Origin of the sequence: Psychrobacter sp. Sarcosine-3u-12, assembly GCF_002836005.1 — a bacterium.
Lineage (GTDB): Bacteria > Pseudomonadota > Gammaproteobacteria > Pseudomonadales > Moraxellaceae > Psychrobacter > Psychrobacter okhotskensis.
In genome coordinates, this window is the sequence record NZ_PJBY01000081.1 from 1 (window position 1) to 14,040 (window position 14,040).

Sequence of the window (14,040 nt, forward strand, 5' to 3'; positions counted from 1 at the left end):
ATATATTTTAAGATGAAAAATTGGCTTTAAAAACTCTGTCACTTATCTACTGCACTATAATTAAGAATTTGCTGGGTAAAACTGGTTTTTATATAGCAGAAAATTCGTCTATCAGTTACGCTTTAACGCTGGTGGCTGTTGGCGTTTTTTATTATGATAAATATCTTTTGCATGGCTATGAATCAATAGCAAACCTACCATCGTCAGGTGCTTGTGCGCTTTTGATAAAATAATTCATAAACTAAAAATAGCCCAGCAGACAAGATTGAAAAAGGCAACAGGACATATCTATGAGTTTATTACCAAAAAATCTTGAGACCCTAAAACGTAAGGCTAAAAAAAATATCATGCCGCTACTGGCACCGCATTTACTTAAACTGCGCATCAATACTTACGCGCCTTATGTTGGCGCGGGTATCAAGATTGAGCATATCAATCTCGATCAAGGGTTGTGCGTGGTAAGCATGGGGCTCAATGCTCTGAATAAGAATATCGTCGGTACCCAGTTCGGCGGCAGCTTATATTCGATGGTAGATCCCTTTTATATGCTCATGCTAATGCACCAGTTGGGCAGTAGTTATGTGGTGTGGGACAAAAGCTCACATATCGACTTTGTCGCGCCAGGTAACAGTAAAGTAATTACTCGGATGAAAATTCCTAGTACCGAACTCATCACTATTCAAGAACTGGCCAAAGACGGTGACGCTGTATTTCGTGAATATCAGGCGGATATCTTTGACGATCAGCAGAAGTTGATCGCTACTGTCACCAAGACTATTTATATACGCTTGCGCAAACACAGCAAATCAAAGAATCAAAGCAGCCGTATGGATGTGCTCGATACTTAGTCAGTTGTTAATTATTAGTTGCTTATTAGCTGAAGTGGTTGCTTAGAAGAATAGTTGACCGTTAAGCGGCTACTGATCATTTTTGTGAACCTTACATACATTTTTGAACCCTACATACAAAAACCCCAATCTAGCATGCGCATAGATTGGGGTTTTGTCTTTTTTGGTATGGCCCGCTTATTTATATGATAAACCTATGAATAAGGGCTTGTATCTACTATTACCTTACTTTAATCAACTGTAAATTATACAGCCAACTAAAGACGGCAAGCTTTTGCTTAAATACCCGGTGCAGTTTCAACTGCATCAGGAACGCGAGCGTCAGTTTTTGCTTTGACAACTTTAGGTGCACGCGGAGCAAGTTTTTCGCGGATACGGGCTGATTTACCAGAGCGCTCACGTAAATAGTACAGTTTTGCACGGCGAACCGCACCACGGCGTTTCACTTCAATGCTGTCAATAATTGGTGAATGCAATTGGAATGCACGCTCAACACCAACACCGCTTGAGATTTTACGTACGGTAAACGCTGAGTTTAGACCGCGGTTACGCTTAGCAATTACAATGCCTTCAAAAGCCTGTAGACGCTCACGCTCACCTTCACGTACTTTAACTTGAACCACAACGGTATCGCCGGGTGCAAAGCTTGGGCGCTCAATCAATTGAGCATTTTCGATGACCTGAACCAATGGATGCTTGTTGCTCATGAGAGTTATCTCCTCACATTAGATAATAGAGGCTTAACGCATATCACCTGTTTGTAATAATTAATCATAGCTATTATCAACATCTTGTATTAATAACAACTACAACGTAAATGGATTATAACCAACGGCCATTATGCTATGACTCGTTTTATTATTGCTCAAAATTTTATTGCTTAACTGTTTATGTTTTTGACCGCTATTAACGTGGCTTTTTATCTGCTTTTGCCAATGCTTTTAGCCATTTCGCTTGCTCTACTGTTGGGGTGAACGCTTGCCATAAGTCGGGACGACGCGCTTGCGTGCGACTGACTTGCTGATTAAAGCGCCACTTAGCGATATTGGCATGATGTCCTGAAAGTAATACTTCAGGAACCGCCATACCCGCAAATTCATGCGGCTTGGTATAGTGTGGACAATCAAGCAAGCCATCGACGAACGAGTCTTGCTCAGCTGATTGATCATCACCCATAATATCAGGCAGACGACGTATCACACTATCCATCATCACCATGGCTGGCAGCTCACCACCAGTCAATACGTAATCACCCAACGACACTTCCAAGTCGACATACTGCACCAGTAAGCGCTCGTCAATACCTTCGTAACGACCACATAATATAATCATGCCATCATACTCAGTCATACTGACCACACTACTTTCGCTAAGCGTCTGTCCTTGTGGCGACATATAAATCACCGGACAATGCTCACTGTCGACACGGCAGCCATGTTGACCCGCTCGCAAGCGCGCATCCTCGATAGCTATTGATAATGGCTCAGCCATCATCACCATCCCAGGACCGCCACCATACGGGCGTTCATCAATACGGCGGTAGTTATCAGTGGTATAATCACGCGGGTTGATACATTCAATCGTCACTTGCTCCTGTGTGACTGCCCGACCCGTGATACCAAACTCACGAATCGTAGCAAACATCTCAGGAAAAATACTAATGACGGCAAAATACATCTGATGTCTACTTGCACAATGGCTAATAAAAGCTAAATGAATCGGTGTAACTATTAACGATGCTCAGCGATAAAGCCGAAACTTATATCAGCAAAGCTTGTCTTAATAAGACCTTATTAACCATTACTGATTAATTATTGCTTATTATTAATAATCACTTGGCCATGCCACAAGCACCGTTTTCGCAGTCATATCGACCTGCATCACGGTTTGCTTATGCCATGGAATCAGGCGTTCTTCTTTATCTAAACTGTCTGAATTAGGCGCCACGCGCATGATGTCATGGGCACCGGTTTCAAACATTTCAGCGATATTGCCTAGATACTCATCTTGCTCGTTCATCACGCGCAAGCTGACCAAATCCGACCAATAATATTCATCTTCCGCTGTTTCTGGCAAGACGTCTTGCTCGACCCAAAGGGTTACCCCATTCATAGTCTCCGCAACATTGCGATCAGGAACCTGCTCAAATTGAGCCACGATTCCTGTGCCTTGTTCACGCCAAGCTTTCACAGTCAGAGGTTTCATGCCAGTGGCGGTTTTCATCCACCACGGCTGCATGGCGAATATCGCCGTACGATCATCTGTGTCGCTAAATACCCAAAGCCAACCTTTGATGCCATAAGGCTTCTTAAGTTGACCGATTTTCATAAGAGCACTAGCGTTTGGAACAGATGACATAACGGCTAACCTAACAATGATTAAAACATTTCAATCAAAAGCGATAAACGCAATCAAAAGCGATAAACAGTTAATCGCGCACCCTGGTCAGACCAGTTACGCTATATCTTCTAAAGTCTACTGAGCTATGCCCATAATCACACTATCAGCATTTCAGTAACAGCAAGAAAAACTTAAGCAGTTGCTTCAGTTTGAGCTGTAGACTTGTTGTAAGCTTTTGCTAATGAAGCAACGCGATCAGAAGGTTGTGCACCTTTGGCGATCCACGCATTGTACGCTTCCATGTTCAGACGTACTGCTTCTTCAGACTCTTTAGCGAGTGGGTTAAAAAAGCCGATGTTTTCAATGTAGCGACCGTCACGCGCGCGGCGTTGATCAGCAACAACTACTTGATAAAATGGGCGTTTCTTGGCACCGCCCCGTGCTAAACGAATAACAACCATGTGAATTCTCTCTTTCGCAGGTATACCAAAAAGGGCATAATTATAGCACAGTCTTATTTTATTGAAAACATAAACTATGCTTATTTAATTATTTATTAACAATAGCTTAAATATGCTTGTATGTAAATTGAAATTAATAATTGCCCATGATTATAAAGTCTTAATACCCTGCTTCTGACCGTATCAAATCGCTAAAATATTAAAACTAAAATATTAAAACTAGCTTTTATAGATCGTACTTAGTGAGGTTGTGATTTTGGACGACTTAGCCAAATCAAAGTGTTCAAATTGTGCATAGTAAATCCATGTAACTTGATTACTTGATTGTGCTGCTCTATTTCTACTCATAACAGCCCAATAAAAACAGTATACAATAGACCGTAACGCCAGCAATGTGCTTGCTTACTTGATAATCTAAACGAGCTACAGTTTTTGTGACGTGGCACTATTTTATCACCCTATTATTTATCTATACCTTGGATGCATATGACCACCCCAAACCCTAAAATACCTCGTAAAGGTTGGTTGCCACGCTCTTATTCCAACAGTTGGCTGACTACCTTAATGGTGGCTTTTATTGTCATTATCAGTGTCGGCTTATCGATTGTGTTCTTTTGGCGCAGTCTTTATTTGCCAGAGCTCAAAAATCATGCGCGCTATCTGACCAGCGAGCTACGTTTGATGAATAGCGTCAATAAAGACTGGCAGGATAGCCCCGAGGTGCGGCAATGGATATATCAGCATTCGCACGTGGTGGTGGTTGATAACCCCAGTGACTTCCCGCAAGTAGCAGATAAAGCCTTTGCGGGTGTTTTTACCGATGTATTACAACGCGAAATAGGGGCACAGTTAGGTCGACCAGTGGAAGTGTATTTCAAGTTCAAACCAACCCCGCAGCTGTGGGTACAAGACAGTCGTGACACCAGTTTTTGGATTCGCGAACCCGTGGTTTATTATTCGCAATATAGTCCAGGATTGTTAGTACTATTCCTCATTGGATTACCTATATTATCGCTGCTAACCATTATTTTGTTAGCACGGCAATTAAACCGTCCTTTAAGGTATTTACAGCGTGCGGCCACCAACTATATTCGACTGGGTCACGCAACATCCTTACCAACGCAAAAAGGGCCTACAGAGATACGTCAGGTAAATATGGCATTCAACCGCTTATTTACCACGCTCAATCAAGCGCAAAAAGAACGTACCATCATGCTTGCTGGTATCTCACATGACCTGCGTACACCGTTGACTCGTATGCGCTTGACCGCTGAAATGCTACCGGACGATTTTTTTCGTGAAGGGTTGATTTATGACATTGAGGATATGGATGCCATTTTGGAGCAGTTTATCTCATTTATGAAAGACGGCTCGGATGAGCCAGTGCGCTTGACCAATTTGGACACGATATTTAATGAAATTATGGTGCAATTCGCGCCCATGGAATTTATTTATCAATCGGATTGTCACAAGGTTGTGCCAGTGCGTCCATTATCCATTAAGCGCTTGGTCATTAATCTGGTCAACAATGCCAATCGTTATGGCAAGCCGCCTATTTATTTATCAGCAACGGTCGTGCCGACTTTCATAGAAACAGCTGACGTAGAAGACAGCGACGTGGTGTCTGAAAATGAAGTTAATAAGCAAGCCCAAGAGCAGCTGATGATATGTGTACGGGACTGCGGTGATGGAGTAGAAGAAGATCAATTAGAGCGCATCATGCAGCCCTTTGAACGTGGTGAAACAGCGCGAACCACGCAAGGTAGTGGTCTAGGTCTGGCTATTGTTGATCGTATCGCCCACTTGCATCATGGTACGGTTGAGGCCATCAATCATCCTGATGGCGGCCTACAAGTCTGTGTGCGTATTCCCCTATTATCCAAGGTGGCAGGAGAGCAAACACTGACAGAAAATATAGAAGCAGCTCATTCAGACAAAGCAAAAATGGCAGATCATATACCTAATAAAGAAGCTGAAAAAAGACGATGGCAAAATCGTCTTTAAAGTCGCTGTAACTATTTAACTGTCTCATTATTTAAGCAATGACAATTATTCACGCGCACCGATAACGGGGGGAATGTACGCAGCGCTATTAGTAAACGCTAATGGCTGAGTAATGTCATCCTGCGCGGCTTTTAGCGTTTGAGTCATGGTTGGCTGCTGCAAGAATAAATAATAACCCAGCGTCAACGCATTCAGTACTACCAAACCGCCAAATAAATATGGCATCCTCTGCCCTCCTCTAGTTTCCAACTTATAAGACTGAATATTAAAAATTGGCTGTTCAAACCAATGTTTCTCAACTTAATCCGTTATATATTGAGCGCTTAATCTGTTTTGTACTGGCGAAAGTATTTTTCATGCTGCGGACATGAAATAGCATTTTGCCTTATTCAGTGCCAAAATCACGATCGCTCTTTTCTTGGGTCAACTGGTCAGCGGCAAGCACTTGAGTCAAGGGTTTGATAGGCCATGTCATGACAAATCTGGCACCACCAAGCTCACGGCTCTCATCGACCTTCATACTACCATTAAACCAAAAAGCAATACGCGACACAATCGACAGCCCTAAGCCATAGCCACCAGATGCCCGTGTACGGCTATCATCCAAGCGTGAGAATGGGATAAAAACTTTTTCGCGATCGGCTTCTGGAATACCGTGGCCATCATCCTCTACACTGACGAAAGCGTTGCCTTTTCTGATGCCCGCACTGATGATAATCGTGGTTTCTGCATAGCGTAAAGCATTACCCGCAAGGTTTTGAATGACACGGTGTAGATAACGTCTATCGGCAACCGCCGTTACTTTAGCGTTGGGCAAGTTGGTCACTATCTTGATAGGTTTGCCCAAGGCATTGGTTTCACGCTCAATCTGTTCGAGCAACTCTTTGAGATTTACCGGTTCTAGATCGAGTTTTGGTGACCCTTCTTCTAGCTTAGCGTAAGTCAAAATCTCGTCAATGAGACCGTTAAGCGACTCAATATCCTCATCGATATAATCACGCTGCATAAACCGCGAGTCTTCATCATCGGTATCAGCCAACATATCGACGGCAAAGCGTATACGTGCCACTGGCGTGCGCAGCTCATGCGATACTGCGCGCGTCAGCTCGCGCTGCGACTCAATCAAACGCTTAATATGCGCGGTCATCACATTAAAAGTCGCTGACAAACGAGCAATTTCATCTTGTCCAATGACCTGTACTTGAATATCAAGGTTACCTTGACTCACCTCATTGACACCGACTTGAATCAACTGCAGTTTACGCTCAAGTGGGAAAATAAGTGCATAGACGCCCAAGCTGATCAAAAACATACTGATCAAAATCATACTGATAATCAAATTGAGCGGGAACCAATTAAATAAGGGCACCGGTCCAATCAAAATCGCCATGTCGTTGATTTCAGAGGGCACAATGACTTTGATAGATGAGTTACTCTTACTACTATTAGTATCTTGCAATAAGATAACCACTTCATCACGGCGCAAGCGTGCCATTTGATCGGGGTCTAAATTAAGAGTATTGATCGCTCTAAACTCTAATGGAAAAGAAAACTTCTCTTCCAATTGAGCCAAACGCGCACGCTTATCGGATAAAGTCGCGTAATAGGACAAATCATCAAGCAAAAATACCGCGATGGCACGTACTTGCTGCTCGGTTACTTGCGAGATACGTGCGGTTAAAACGCTCTCGTTGTCCGGTAAGCGATAATAAACATCGGCATAAATAGGCTGGGCAACATAGCGAACGACGGTGTTGCCTTTTTCAAAACGACGCAACTCACTGGCGTTAAAATCAATTTTTTCGATGGGCACAATACTAAAAGTCGAGCCAAATAAGCTACTAGCATCAGACAGCCAATAGTCACGCTGCATCTCATTATCTTGATGCGCAACCCCTTCACTGACCAGATGAAAAGCACCCTTTGCCATGTTTTCACGGTAGGATTGTACGCGCTCTTTATTAATGGTATCCATCAATAATTGAGCGAATAGTGCCACACACAAACAAACGATAAGTAGTCCAGCATAAATACGGACAAAAATACTATGTTTTAAAGAAGAGACTAATGACATACGTGCCGTGACCAACCTAATGAAGAAAAAATATTAATGAATGCTGAATATTTGCTGCACTATTTAGCTTATGCTTACTTAATTCACAGCGATAATTATCGCTCAATTAAACCACATAACACAGCATTTAAGTTCAAAAATTAAAATTTAGCCACAAAAAAACCAGCATGGTTGCTGGTTTCTTTGGTCACGCTAATGAGCAATAAGCCATTGCCGAAGCAAAATTGACTTAGTTGCCTTCTTTAACGAACAAATACCCTTTACTGCGAACGGTTTTGATACGTTTTGGATTTTCTGGATCATCACCGATTTTTGGACGAATACGCGAGATACGCACATCGATAGAACGGTCTTGACCGTCATATTCGATACCGCGTAGACGCTCAAAAATATCTTCGCGTGACAAGATACGACCAGCGTTAGACGCAAGTAACCATAATAAGTCATATTCGGCACTGGTGAAATCAACCAATTCGTCACCCAAGTTCACTGAGCGACCGCCATTGTCGATAACCAACTCACCAAACTCAAGACGCTGCGGCACATCTTCCGATGGCGCATTTTCTGAGCGGCGTAGTAAAGCGCGGATACGAGCAAGCAATACGCGCGGCTGAGCAGGTTTGGCGACATAATCATCGGCACCCATCTCAAGACCCAGTACCTGATCCATATCTTCAGTACGAGCAGTCAGCATCAAGATAGGGTTCTGGTAGTGCGGGCGTACCTCACGGCAAACTGTCAGTCCATCGCTACCAGGAAGCATGACATCAAGCACGACCAAATCTGGTTGTTCGTTGACAATGCGGCGAATGGCGCGATTGCCATCAGTCTCAATTGCCACTTCTAAACCGTTTTTAACCAAGTAATCTTGGGTTAACATGGCCAGACGCTCATCATCCTCAACAATCAAAATTCGGGGGGTGTTGTCTTCTTCAGTCGTTGTCATTGTTATATCCTCTAATACATCTCATTTAAAAGCAGTAAAAGTAAGAGCGGTAAATTAATAGCGCCACTGAGTGGCACCATTGATGTTGGTATAGCTGTTACAAACTTGGTAGGACAGTATACTATTAAACAGTCAGCTTCCTATACTATAGCTTATAGTCGTTAACAAAACCTATAAACTACGGCTATTAAAACTTTAGTTTACGTCCAAGATTATCTATTTTGTGTTGCCAGAAATCTTAAGACCGTTCTCAGCGGCTCATCTAAGGTAGCTATAAATGCGAGTTATCACCATTCTAAATAAAATAGCCCTATTAGCTTTTTGATATTCTTATTAATTATTATTCAATAGCTGGGGCATGTTGAATACTCGCTATCAGCGCCTCTTTTTGAATGTTAAACACACTCTAATATAGCGAGATAAAAAGATTACCGCTAGCGAATTTTGCATGAAATTATTAATAGTCATTATCTATTAATTAAAAGCGCAGAAAATATGGTTTATTTGTCCAAATCTAACACAGAAATCCACCCTATGGTAAATATAGTCGATCGTCTATAAATTAGACCATACTCCAAACAAGCATAAAGTCATGAGCATAGAATGATACACATAAAAAAACAGCCCATGATGGACTGTTTTTTATGAGATATAATATTGGACGCGGTAAAGAATCAGATTAAGCACGGTTTTTGTACTTACGAATAGCCTGTAGCTGTCCTACCGATTCCGCTAACGATGCCAAAGCGGCGTTGGTTTGTACCGTATCTGACTGGTTGACCAGCATTTGCTCCGCTTTCTTACGTGCTGCGACAATTTTGCTTTCGTCAAGATTATGGGCGCGCATCGCTGTATCAGCCAATACCGTAACCATCTTCGGTTGTACTTCTAACACGCCACCTGATACATAAATTACTTCTTCTTCACCGTTTGGTGTTTGCACGCGCATCGCACCCGGCTTTAGCAAAGTAATAAGCGGTGTGTGACCTGGCAATACACCAATCTCGCCTTCGGTACCAGTAGCTATTAACATGCTAATTTCGCCTGAATACAACTCTTCACGGGCACTTACGACGCGACATTGTAACGTTGCCATACTTAACTCCTTACTATCAAAGCGCAATCAAAAAACAGTAAAAACTGCGATGCGTTACTGATGAGTAGCTATAAATTTATATTATACCTACTCGTTAGCCAATGCTAATACCACTTACGCTGCAGTAGATTTCATTTTCTCTGCTTTGGCGACTACTTCTTCGATGCTACCAGCCATGTAGAATGCTTGCTCTGGTAGATCGTCGTATTCACCAGCAATGATTGCTTTAAAGCTGGCAATGGTATCGCGTAGTGGTACATATTTACCAGGTGCACCAGTAAAGACTTCAGCAACGTGGAATGGCTGTGACAAGAAGCGCTGAATCTTACGAGCACGATAAACAACCAGTTTATCTTCTTCTGATAACTCATCCATACCCAAGATCGCGATGATGTCTTTTAGTTCTTTATAGCGCTGTAGAACTTCCTGAACACCACGAGCAACATTGTAATGCTCTTCGCCGATTACTTGTGGATCTAGCTGACGTGATGTTGAATCCAATGGATCAACCGCAGGGTAGATACCTTGTGATGCGATATCACGGCTTAGTACAACTGTTGCATCCAAGTGAGCAAACGTTGTAGCAGGTGATGGATCGGTCAAATCATCCGCAGGTACGTATACCGCCTGAACTGAAGTAATAGAGCCTGACTGAGTTGACGTAATACGTTCTTGTAGTAAGCCCATCTCTTCAGCGAGTGTTGGCTGATAACCAACCGCTGATGGCATACGACCAAGTAGTGCTGATACTTCTGTACCCGCTAGTGTATAACGGTAGATGTTATCAACAAACAATAGTACATCACGACCTTTGCCAGTAACAGGATCTTTGGTATCACGGAAGTACTCAGCCATGGTCAAACCAGACAGTGCAACACGTAAACGGTTACCCGGTGGCTCATTCATCTGGCCATATACCATTGCTACTTTAGACTTACTAAAGTCTTCAGTGTTTACGACGCCAGCTTCCTGCATTTCGTGATAGAAATCGTTACCTTCACGAGTACGCTCACCAACACCAGCAAATACTGACAAACCTTCATGTTTTAGAGCGATGTTGTTGATCAATTCCATCATGTTGACGGTTTTACCAACACCAGCACCACCAAACAGACCAACTTTACCACCTTTAGCGAACGGGCAAAGTAGATCGATAACTTTAATACCAGTCTCTAACAGCTCAGTGCTGTTTGACTGATCCGCGTAGCTTGGCGCTTCACGGTGGATAGACCATTTTTCATCAGCCTGTACAGGACCTTCTTCATCGATAGGACGACCAAGAACATCCATAATGCGACCAAGCGTACCGATACCAACGGGTACTGCAATAGGTGCACCAGTGTTGGTAACCGGTAGGTTACGCTTTAGGCCTTCGGTTGATCCCATGGCAATAGTACGTACGATGCCATCACCTAGCTGTTGCTGTACTTCTAGGGTGGTTTCGGTACCGTCTACTTGCAAGGCATCATAAATTTGAGGAACTTCGTTACGGTTGAACTCAACGTCAAGAACCGCGCCAATAATCTGTACAATACGACCGCTACTCATTGCGTTCTCCTTGAACTTCTGTATATAGTGGGTTTCATAAGGGGTTTCAATTATGAAACAGCAGCAGCACCGCCAACGATTTCCGAGATTTCTCGGGTAATCGCCGCTTGACGCAGCTTGTTATAAACCAACTGTAAATCGTTAATAAGGTCACCAGCATTATCTGTTGCCGCTTTCATCGCAACCATACGTGAAGACTGCTCAGAGGCAATGTTTTCCATTACCGCTTGATAAACAATCGACTCAATATAGCGACCAAGCAATTCATCAATTAACGTCTTGATGTCAGGCTCGTATATATAATCCCAGCTAAGTTCTGTCTGTATGCCGCTCTCTTCGTCACCAAATGAGCCCTCAGGTAGCGGTACTAACTGATTGACCGTTGGCTTTTGAGTCATGGCATTAACGAATTTGTTATATACCACATAGATACGGTCGATATTACCGTTACTATAATCCTCAAGCATCGCCTGCACAGGTGCATTCAACTGCTCAAACGTTGGTTTATCGCCATAATCGGTCACAGCTGAGGTCACTTTACCGCCGAAGTTTTTGAAAAAACTTACGCCTTTAGCGCCGATAGCTGCAAATTCAGTTTGCACAGACTGGTCTTGGTATTGCTGGATACTTTTAGATAAGGCTTTGAATAAGTTTACATTCAAACCACCCGCTAGGCCACGGTCAGAGGTAATGACAATATAGCCAACCTTATTGACCGGACGCGATACCATATACGGATGTTTGTAGTCTGATGAAGCATGCACCAAATGTGAAATAACCCGGCGCATACTATCAGCATACGGGCGACCCACTTCCATGCGCTCTTGCGCACGGCGCATTTTACTTGCCGCTACCATTTGCATAGCACGAGTAATTTTCTGGGTGCTTTTAATACTGGTGACTTTGGCACGTATCTCTTTTAAGCTTGCCATAATGATTCCAATATAAGAGGGTTAAAAAGCATTGGCGCATGCGACAATTATTTAACATATAACATCGATCTTAAAGAATAATCGTTATACCTTGTGCATGACGCGATCTAATACCATCAATGGTTAGCACAATGGCGCGCCTGTCTTAGCAAAATGCTTATCAGACAACGCGCCACCTTATACGCTCTGAATCAGAGCGGTAACCAAATCGGCTTAACCCGTTAACTTAGTATTTGCTAACTTAGTAACTGTGATTTTGTTTAAAGGTCTCTAAAGCTGACTTTAAACGACCTGCGATATCATCATTATAGTTCGCAGTATCATCAATCTCGCGCATCAATTCACTTTGCTCATCATGCATATAACGTAAGTAAGCTTCTTCGAAAGCACCGATTTTTTCAACAGGTACGTCTGATAAGAAACCTTCGTTTGATGCATAAATAACCGCTGCTTGCTCAGAGATAGACATTGGCTGATATTGCTTCTGTTTCATCAGTTCAGTCACACGCTCGCCATGATCAAGCTGCTCGCGCGTTGCGTCATCAAGATCAGAGGCAAACTGAGCAAACGCTGCTAGTTCACGATACTGAGCTAGTGCGGTACGAATACCACCAGAGAGCTTTTTGATAATCTTCGTCTGAGCAGCACCACCGACACGCGATACCGAGATACCAGCGTTAACTGCTGGACGGATACCTGAGTTGAATAGGCTAGACTCTAAGAAGATCTGACCATCAGTGATTGAAATCACGTTAGTCGGTACGAATGCAGAGACGTCACCCGCTTGGGTTTCAATGATAGGTAGCGCGGTTAAAGAACCCGTTTTACCAACCACTTCACCATTAGTGAATTTTTCTACGTACGCGGCGTTGACACGTGAGGCACGCTCAAGTAAACGTGAGTGTAAATAGAATACGTCACCAGGATACGCTTCACGACCTGGCGGACGACGTAATAGTAGTGAAATCTGACGATAAGCAACCGCTTGCTTTGATAAGTCATCAAAGACAATTAGTGCATCTTCACCGCGGTCACGGAAATATTCACCCATCGTACAACCTGAGTACGGTGCGATATATTGTAGTGCTGCTGGCTCTGACGCTGAAGCGACGACAACAGTCGTATATTCTAGTGCGCCGGTCTGTTCAAGCTTACGTACAACGTTAGCAATCGTAGAACGTTTCTGACCGATAGCGACGTAGACACACTTAATACCAGATGATTTCTGCGCAATGATCGCATCGATAGCCATCGCGGTTTTACCCGTCTGACGGTCACCAATGATAAGCTCACGCTGACCACGACCGATTGGAATCATGGTATCAACGGCTTTATAACCGGTCATTACTGGTTGATCTACTGACTGACGGTCGATTACACCTGGGGCGATTTTTTCGACTTTATCCGTCATCTTGGCATCGATAGGACCTTTGCCATCAATAGGGTTACCCAAAGCATCAACAACACGGCCTAGCAGCTCAGGACCTACGGGTACTTCTAAAATGCGACCAGTACAATAGGCTTTTTGACCTTCTTGTAGTTTTAGGAAATCGCCCAGTACTACCGCACCAACAGAATCACGCTCTAAGTTAAGCGCCATTCCATAGATTTCACCTTCAAACTCAATCATTTCGCCGTACATGGCATCTTCAAGACCATGAATCTGCACGATACCGTCAGATACTTTGACAATCGTGCCTTCATTCTTTGCAGTTGCACCCGCATCAAGGTCTTGAATACGCTGCTTAATCAGGTTACTGATTTCCGCTGGATTCAATTGTTGCATTGCCT

13 protein-coding genes are annotated in these 14,040 nt (G+C 43.3%); 2 read left to right on the forward strand and 11 right to left on the reverse strand.

Annotated elements, in window-relative coordinates; all coding sequences use genetic code 11:
• Nucleotides 1–290: 290 nt before the first annotated feature.
• Nucleotides 291–848, forward strand: a complete 558-nt coding sequence (locus tag CXF65_RS04760; RefSeq protein WP_101211236.1) for a DUF4442 domain-containing protein — start codon at nt 291–293, stop codon at nt 846–848.
• A 278-nt stretch (nt 849–1,126) separates the two neighbouring features.
• Here the strand turns inward: CXF65_RS04760 and rplS are convergent, their stop codons facing one another.
• The 4 genes from rplS to rpsP all read right to left on the reverse strand — a co-directional run bounded on the left by rplS (nt 1,127) and on the right by rpsP (nt 3,649).
• On the reverse strand, nt 1,127–1,555 hold the full coding sequence (gene rplS / locus CXF65_RS04765; RefSeq protein WP_025651498.1) for a 50S ribosomal protein L19: 429 nt from the start codon (nt 1,553–1,555) through the stop codon (nt 1,127–1,129).
• Between the two features lie 199 nt (nt 1,556–1,754).
• Nucleotides 1,755–2,525 (reverse strand): tRNA (guanosine(37)-N1)-methyltransferase TrmD, encoded by a 771-nt coding sequence (trmD, locus tag CXF65_RS04770; protein ID WP_101211237.1) that lies wholly within the window; start codon nt 2,523–2,525, stop codon nt 1,755–1,757.
• Between the two features lie 147 nt (nt 2,526–2,672).
• Complete coding sequence (gene rimM / locus CXF65_RS04775) at nt 2,673–3,206, reverse strand: ribosome maturation factor RimM (RefSeq protein WP_101211238.1); 534 nt, start codon at nt 3,204–3,206, stop codon at nt 2,673–2,675.
• Between the two features lie 173 nt (nt 3,207–3,379).
• Nucleotides 3,380–3,649, reverse strand: coding sequence for a 30S ribosomal protein S16 (rpsP, locus tag CXF65_RS04780; protein WP_025651495.1), 270 nt, complete (start codon nt 3,647–3,649; stop codon nt 3,380–3,382).
• A 486-nt stretch (nt 3,650–4,135) separates the two neighbouring features.
• Between rpsP and CXF65_RS04785 the strand changes: the two genes are divergently transcribed.
• The gene (locus CXF65_RS04785) at nt 4,136–5,653 is read left to right on the forward strand and encodes an ATP-binding protein (protein WP_051395165.1); all 1,518 of its coding nucleotides are present in this window, start codon (nt 4,136–4,138) and stop codon (nt 5,651–5,653) included.
• A 45-nt stretch (nt 5,654–5,698) separates the two neighbouring features.
• On the opposite strand, the gene CXF65_RS04790 is transcribed toward CXF65_RS04785, so the two are convergent.
• From CXF65_RS04790 to atpA, 7 genes are all read right to left on the reverse strand, one after another.
• The gene (locus tag CXF65_RS04790) at nt 5,699–5,878 is read right to left on the reverse strand and encodes a hypothetical protein (protein ID WP_025651493.1); all 180 of its coding nucleotides are present in this window, start codon (nt 5,876–5,878) and stop codon (nt 5,699–5,701) included.
• 160 nt (nt 5,879–6,038) lie between these two features.
• A complete protein-coding gene (locus tag CXF65_RS04795; protein ID WP_101211239.1) occupies nt 6,039–7,727 on the reverse strand; it encodes an ATP-binding protein in 1,689 nt (562 codons plus the stop codon).
• Nucleotides 7,728–7,956: 229 nt separating this feature from the next.
• Entirely contained in the window at nt 7,957–8,673 is a 717-nt protein-coding gene (locus tag CXF65_RS04800) for a response regulator (protein ID WP_010197939.1), read from the reverse strand.
• 679 nt (nt 8,674–9,352) lie between these two features.
• Nucleotides 9,353–9,769, reverse strand: coding sequence for a F0F1 ATP synthase subunit epsilon (locus tag CXF65_RS04805; protein WP_101211240.1), 417 nt, complete (start codon nt 9,767–9,769; stop codon nt 9,353–9,355).
• Between the two features lie 114 nt (nt 9,770–9,883).
• Nucleotides 9,884–11,317: a F0F1 ATP synthase subunit beta gene (gene atpD, locus CXF65_RS04810; protein ID WP_101211241.1), complete on the reverse strand. Its 1,434-nt coding sequence runs from the start codon at nt 11,315–11,317 to the stop codon at nt 9,884–9,886.
• 50 nt (nt 11,318–11,367) lie between these two features.
• Nucleotides 11,368–12,249: a F0F1 ATP synthase subunit gamma gene (atpG, locus tag CXF65_RS04815; protein ID WP_101211242.1), complete on the reverse strand. Its 882-nt coding sequence runs from the start codon at nt 12,247–12,249 to the stop codon at nt 11,368–11,370.
• Between the two features lie 241 nt (nt 12,250–12,490).
• Nucleotides 12,491–14,035, reverse strand: a complete 1,545-nt coding sequence (atpA, locus tag CXF65_RS04820) for a F0F1 ATP synthase subunit alpha (protein WP_101211243.1) — start codon at nt 14,033–14,035, stop codon at nt 12,491–12,493.
• Nucleotides 14,036–14,040: the final 5 nt, after the last annotated feature.

Excerpts from the sequence above, each read along its gene's own strand:
- CXF65_RS04760 (WP_101211236.1), top strand. The coding sequence starts at position 291 with ATGAGTTTATTACCAAAAAATCTTGAGACCCTAAAACGTAAGGCTAAA.
- rplS (WP_025651498.1), bottom strand. The coding sequence starts at position 1,555 with ATGAGCAACAAGCATCCATTGGTTCAGGTCATCGAAAATGCTCAATTG.
- trmD (WP_101211237.1), bottom strand. The coding sequence starts at position 2,525 with ATGTATTTTGCCGTCATTAGTATTTTTCCTGAGATGTTTGCTACGATT.
- rimM (WP_101211238.1), bottom strand. The coding sequence starts at position 3,206 with ATGTCATCTGTTCCAAACGCTAGTGCTCTTATGAAAATCGGTCAACTT.
- rpsP (WP_025651495.1), bottom strand. The coding sequence starts at position 3,649 with ATGGTTGTTATTCGTTTAGCACGGGGCGGTGCCAAGAAACGCCCATTT.
- CXF65_RS04785 (WP_051395165.1), top strand. The coding sequence starts at position 4,136 with ATGACCACCCCAAACCCTAAAATACCTCGTAAAGGTTGGTTGCCACGC.
- CXF65_RS04790 (WP_025651493.1), bottom strand. The coding sequence starts at position 5,878 with ATGCCATATTTATTTGGCGGTTTGGTAGTACTGAATGCGTTGACGCTG.
- CXF65_RS04795 (WP_101211239.1), bottom strand. The coding sequence starts at position 7,727 with ATGTCATTAGTCTCTTCTTTAAAACATAGTATTTTTGTCCGTATTTAT.
- CXF65_RS04800 (WP_010197939.1), bottom strand. The coding sequence starts at position 8,673 with ATGACAACGACTGAAGAAGACAACACCCCCCGAATTTTGATTGTTGAG.
- CXF65_RS04805 (WP_101211240.1), bottom strand. The coding sequence starts at position 9,769 with ATGGCAACGTTACAATGTCGCGTCGTAAGTGCCCGTGAAGAGTTGTAT.
- atpD (WP_101211241.1), bottom strand. The coding sequence starts at position 11,317 with ATGAGTAGCGGTCGTATTGTACAGATTATTGGCGCGGTTCTTGACGTT.
- atpG (WP_101211242.1), bottom strand. The coding sequence starts at position 12,249 with ATGGCAAGCTTAAAAGAGATACGTGCCAAAGTCACCAGTATTAAAAGC.
- atpA (WP_101211243.1), bottom strand. The coding sequence starts at position 14,035 with ATGCAACAATTGAATCCAGCGGAAATCAGTAACCTGATTAAGCAGCGT.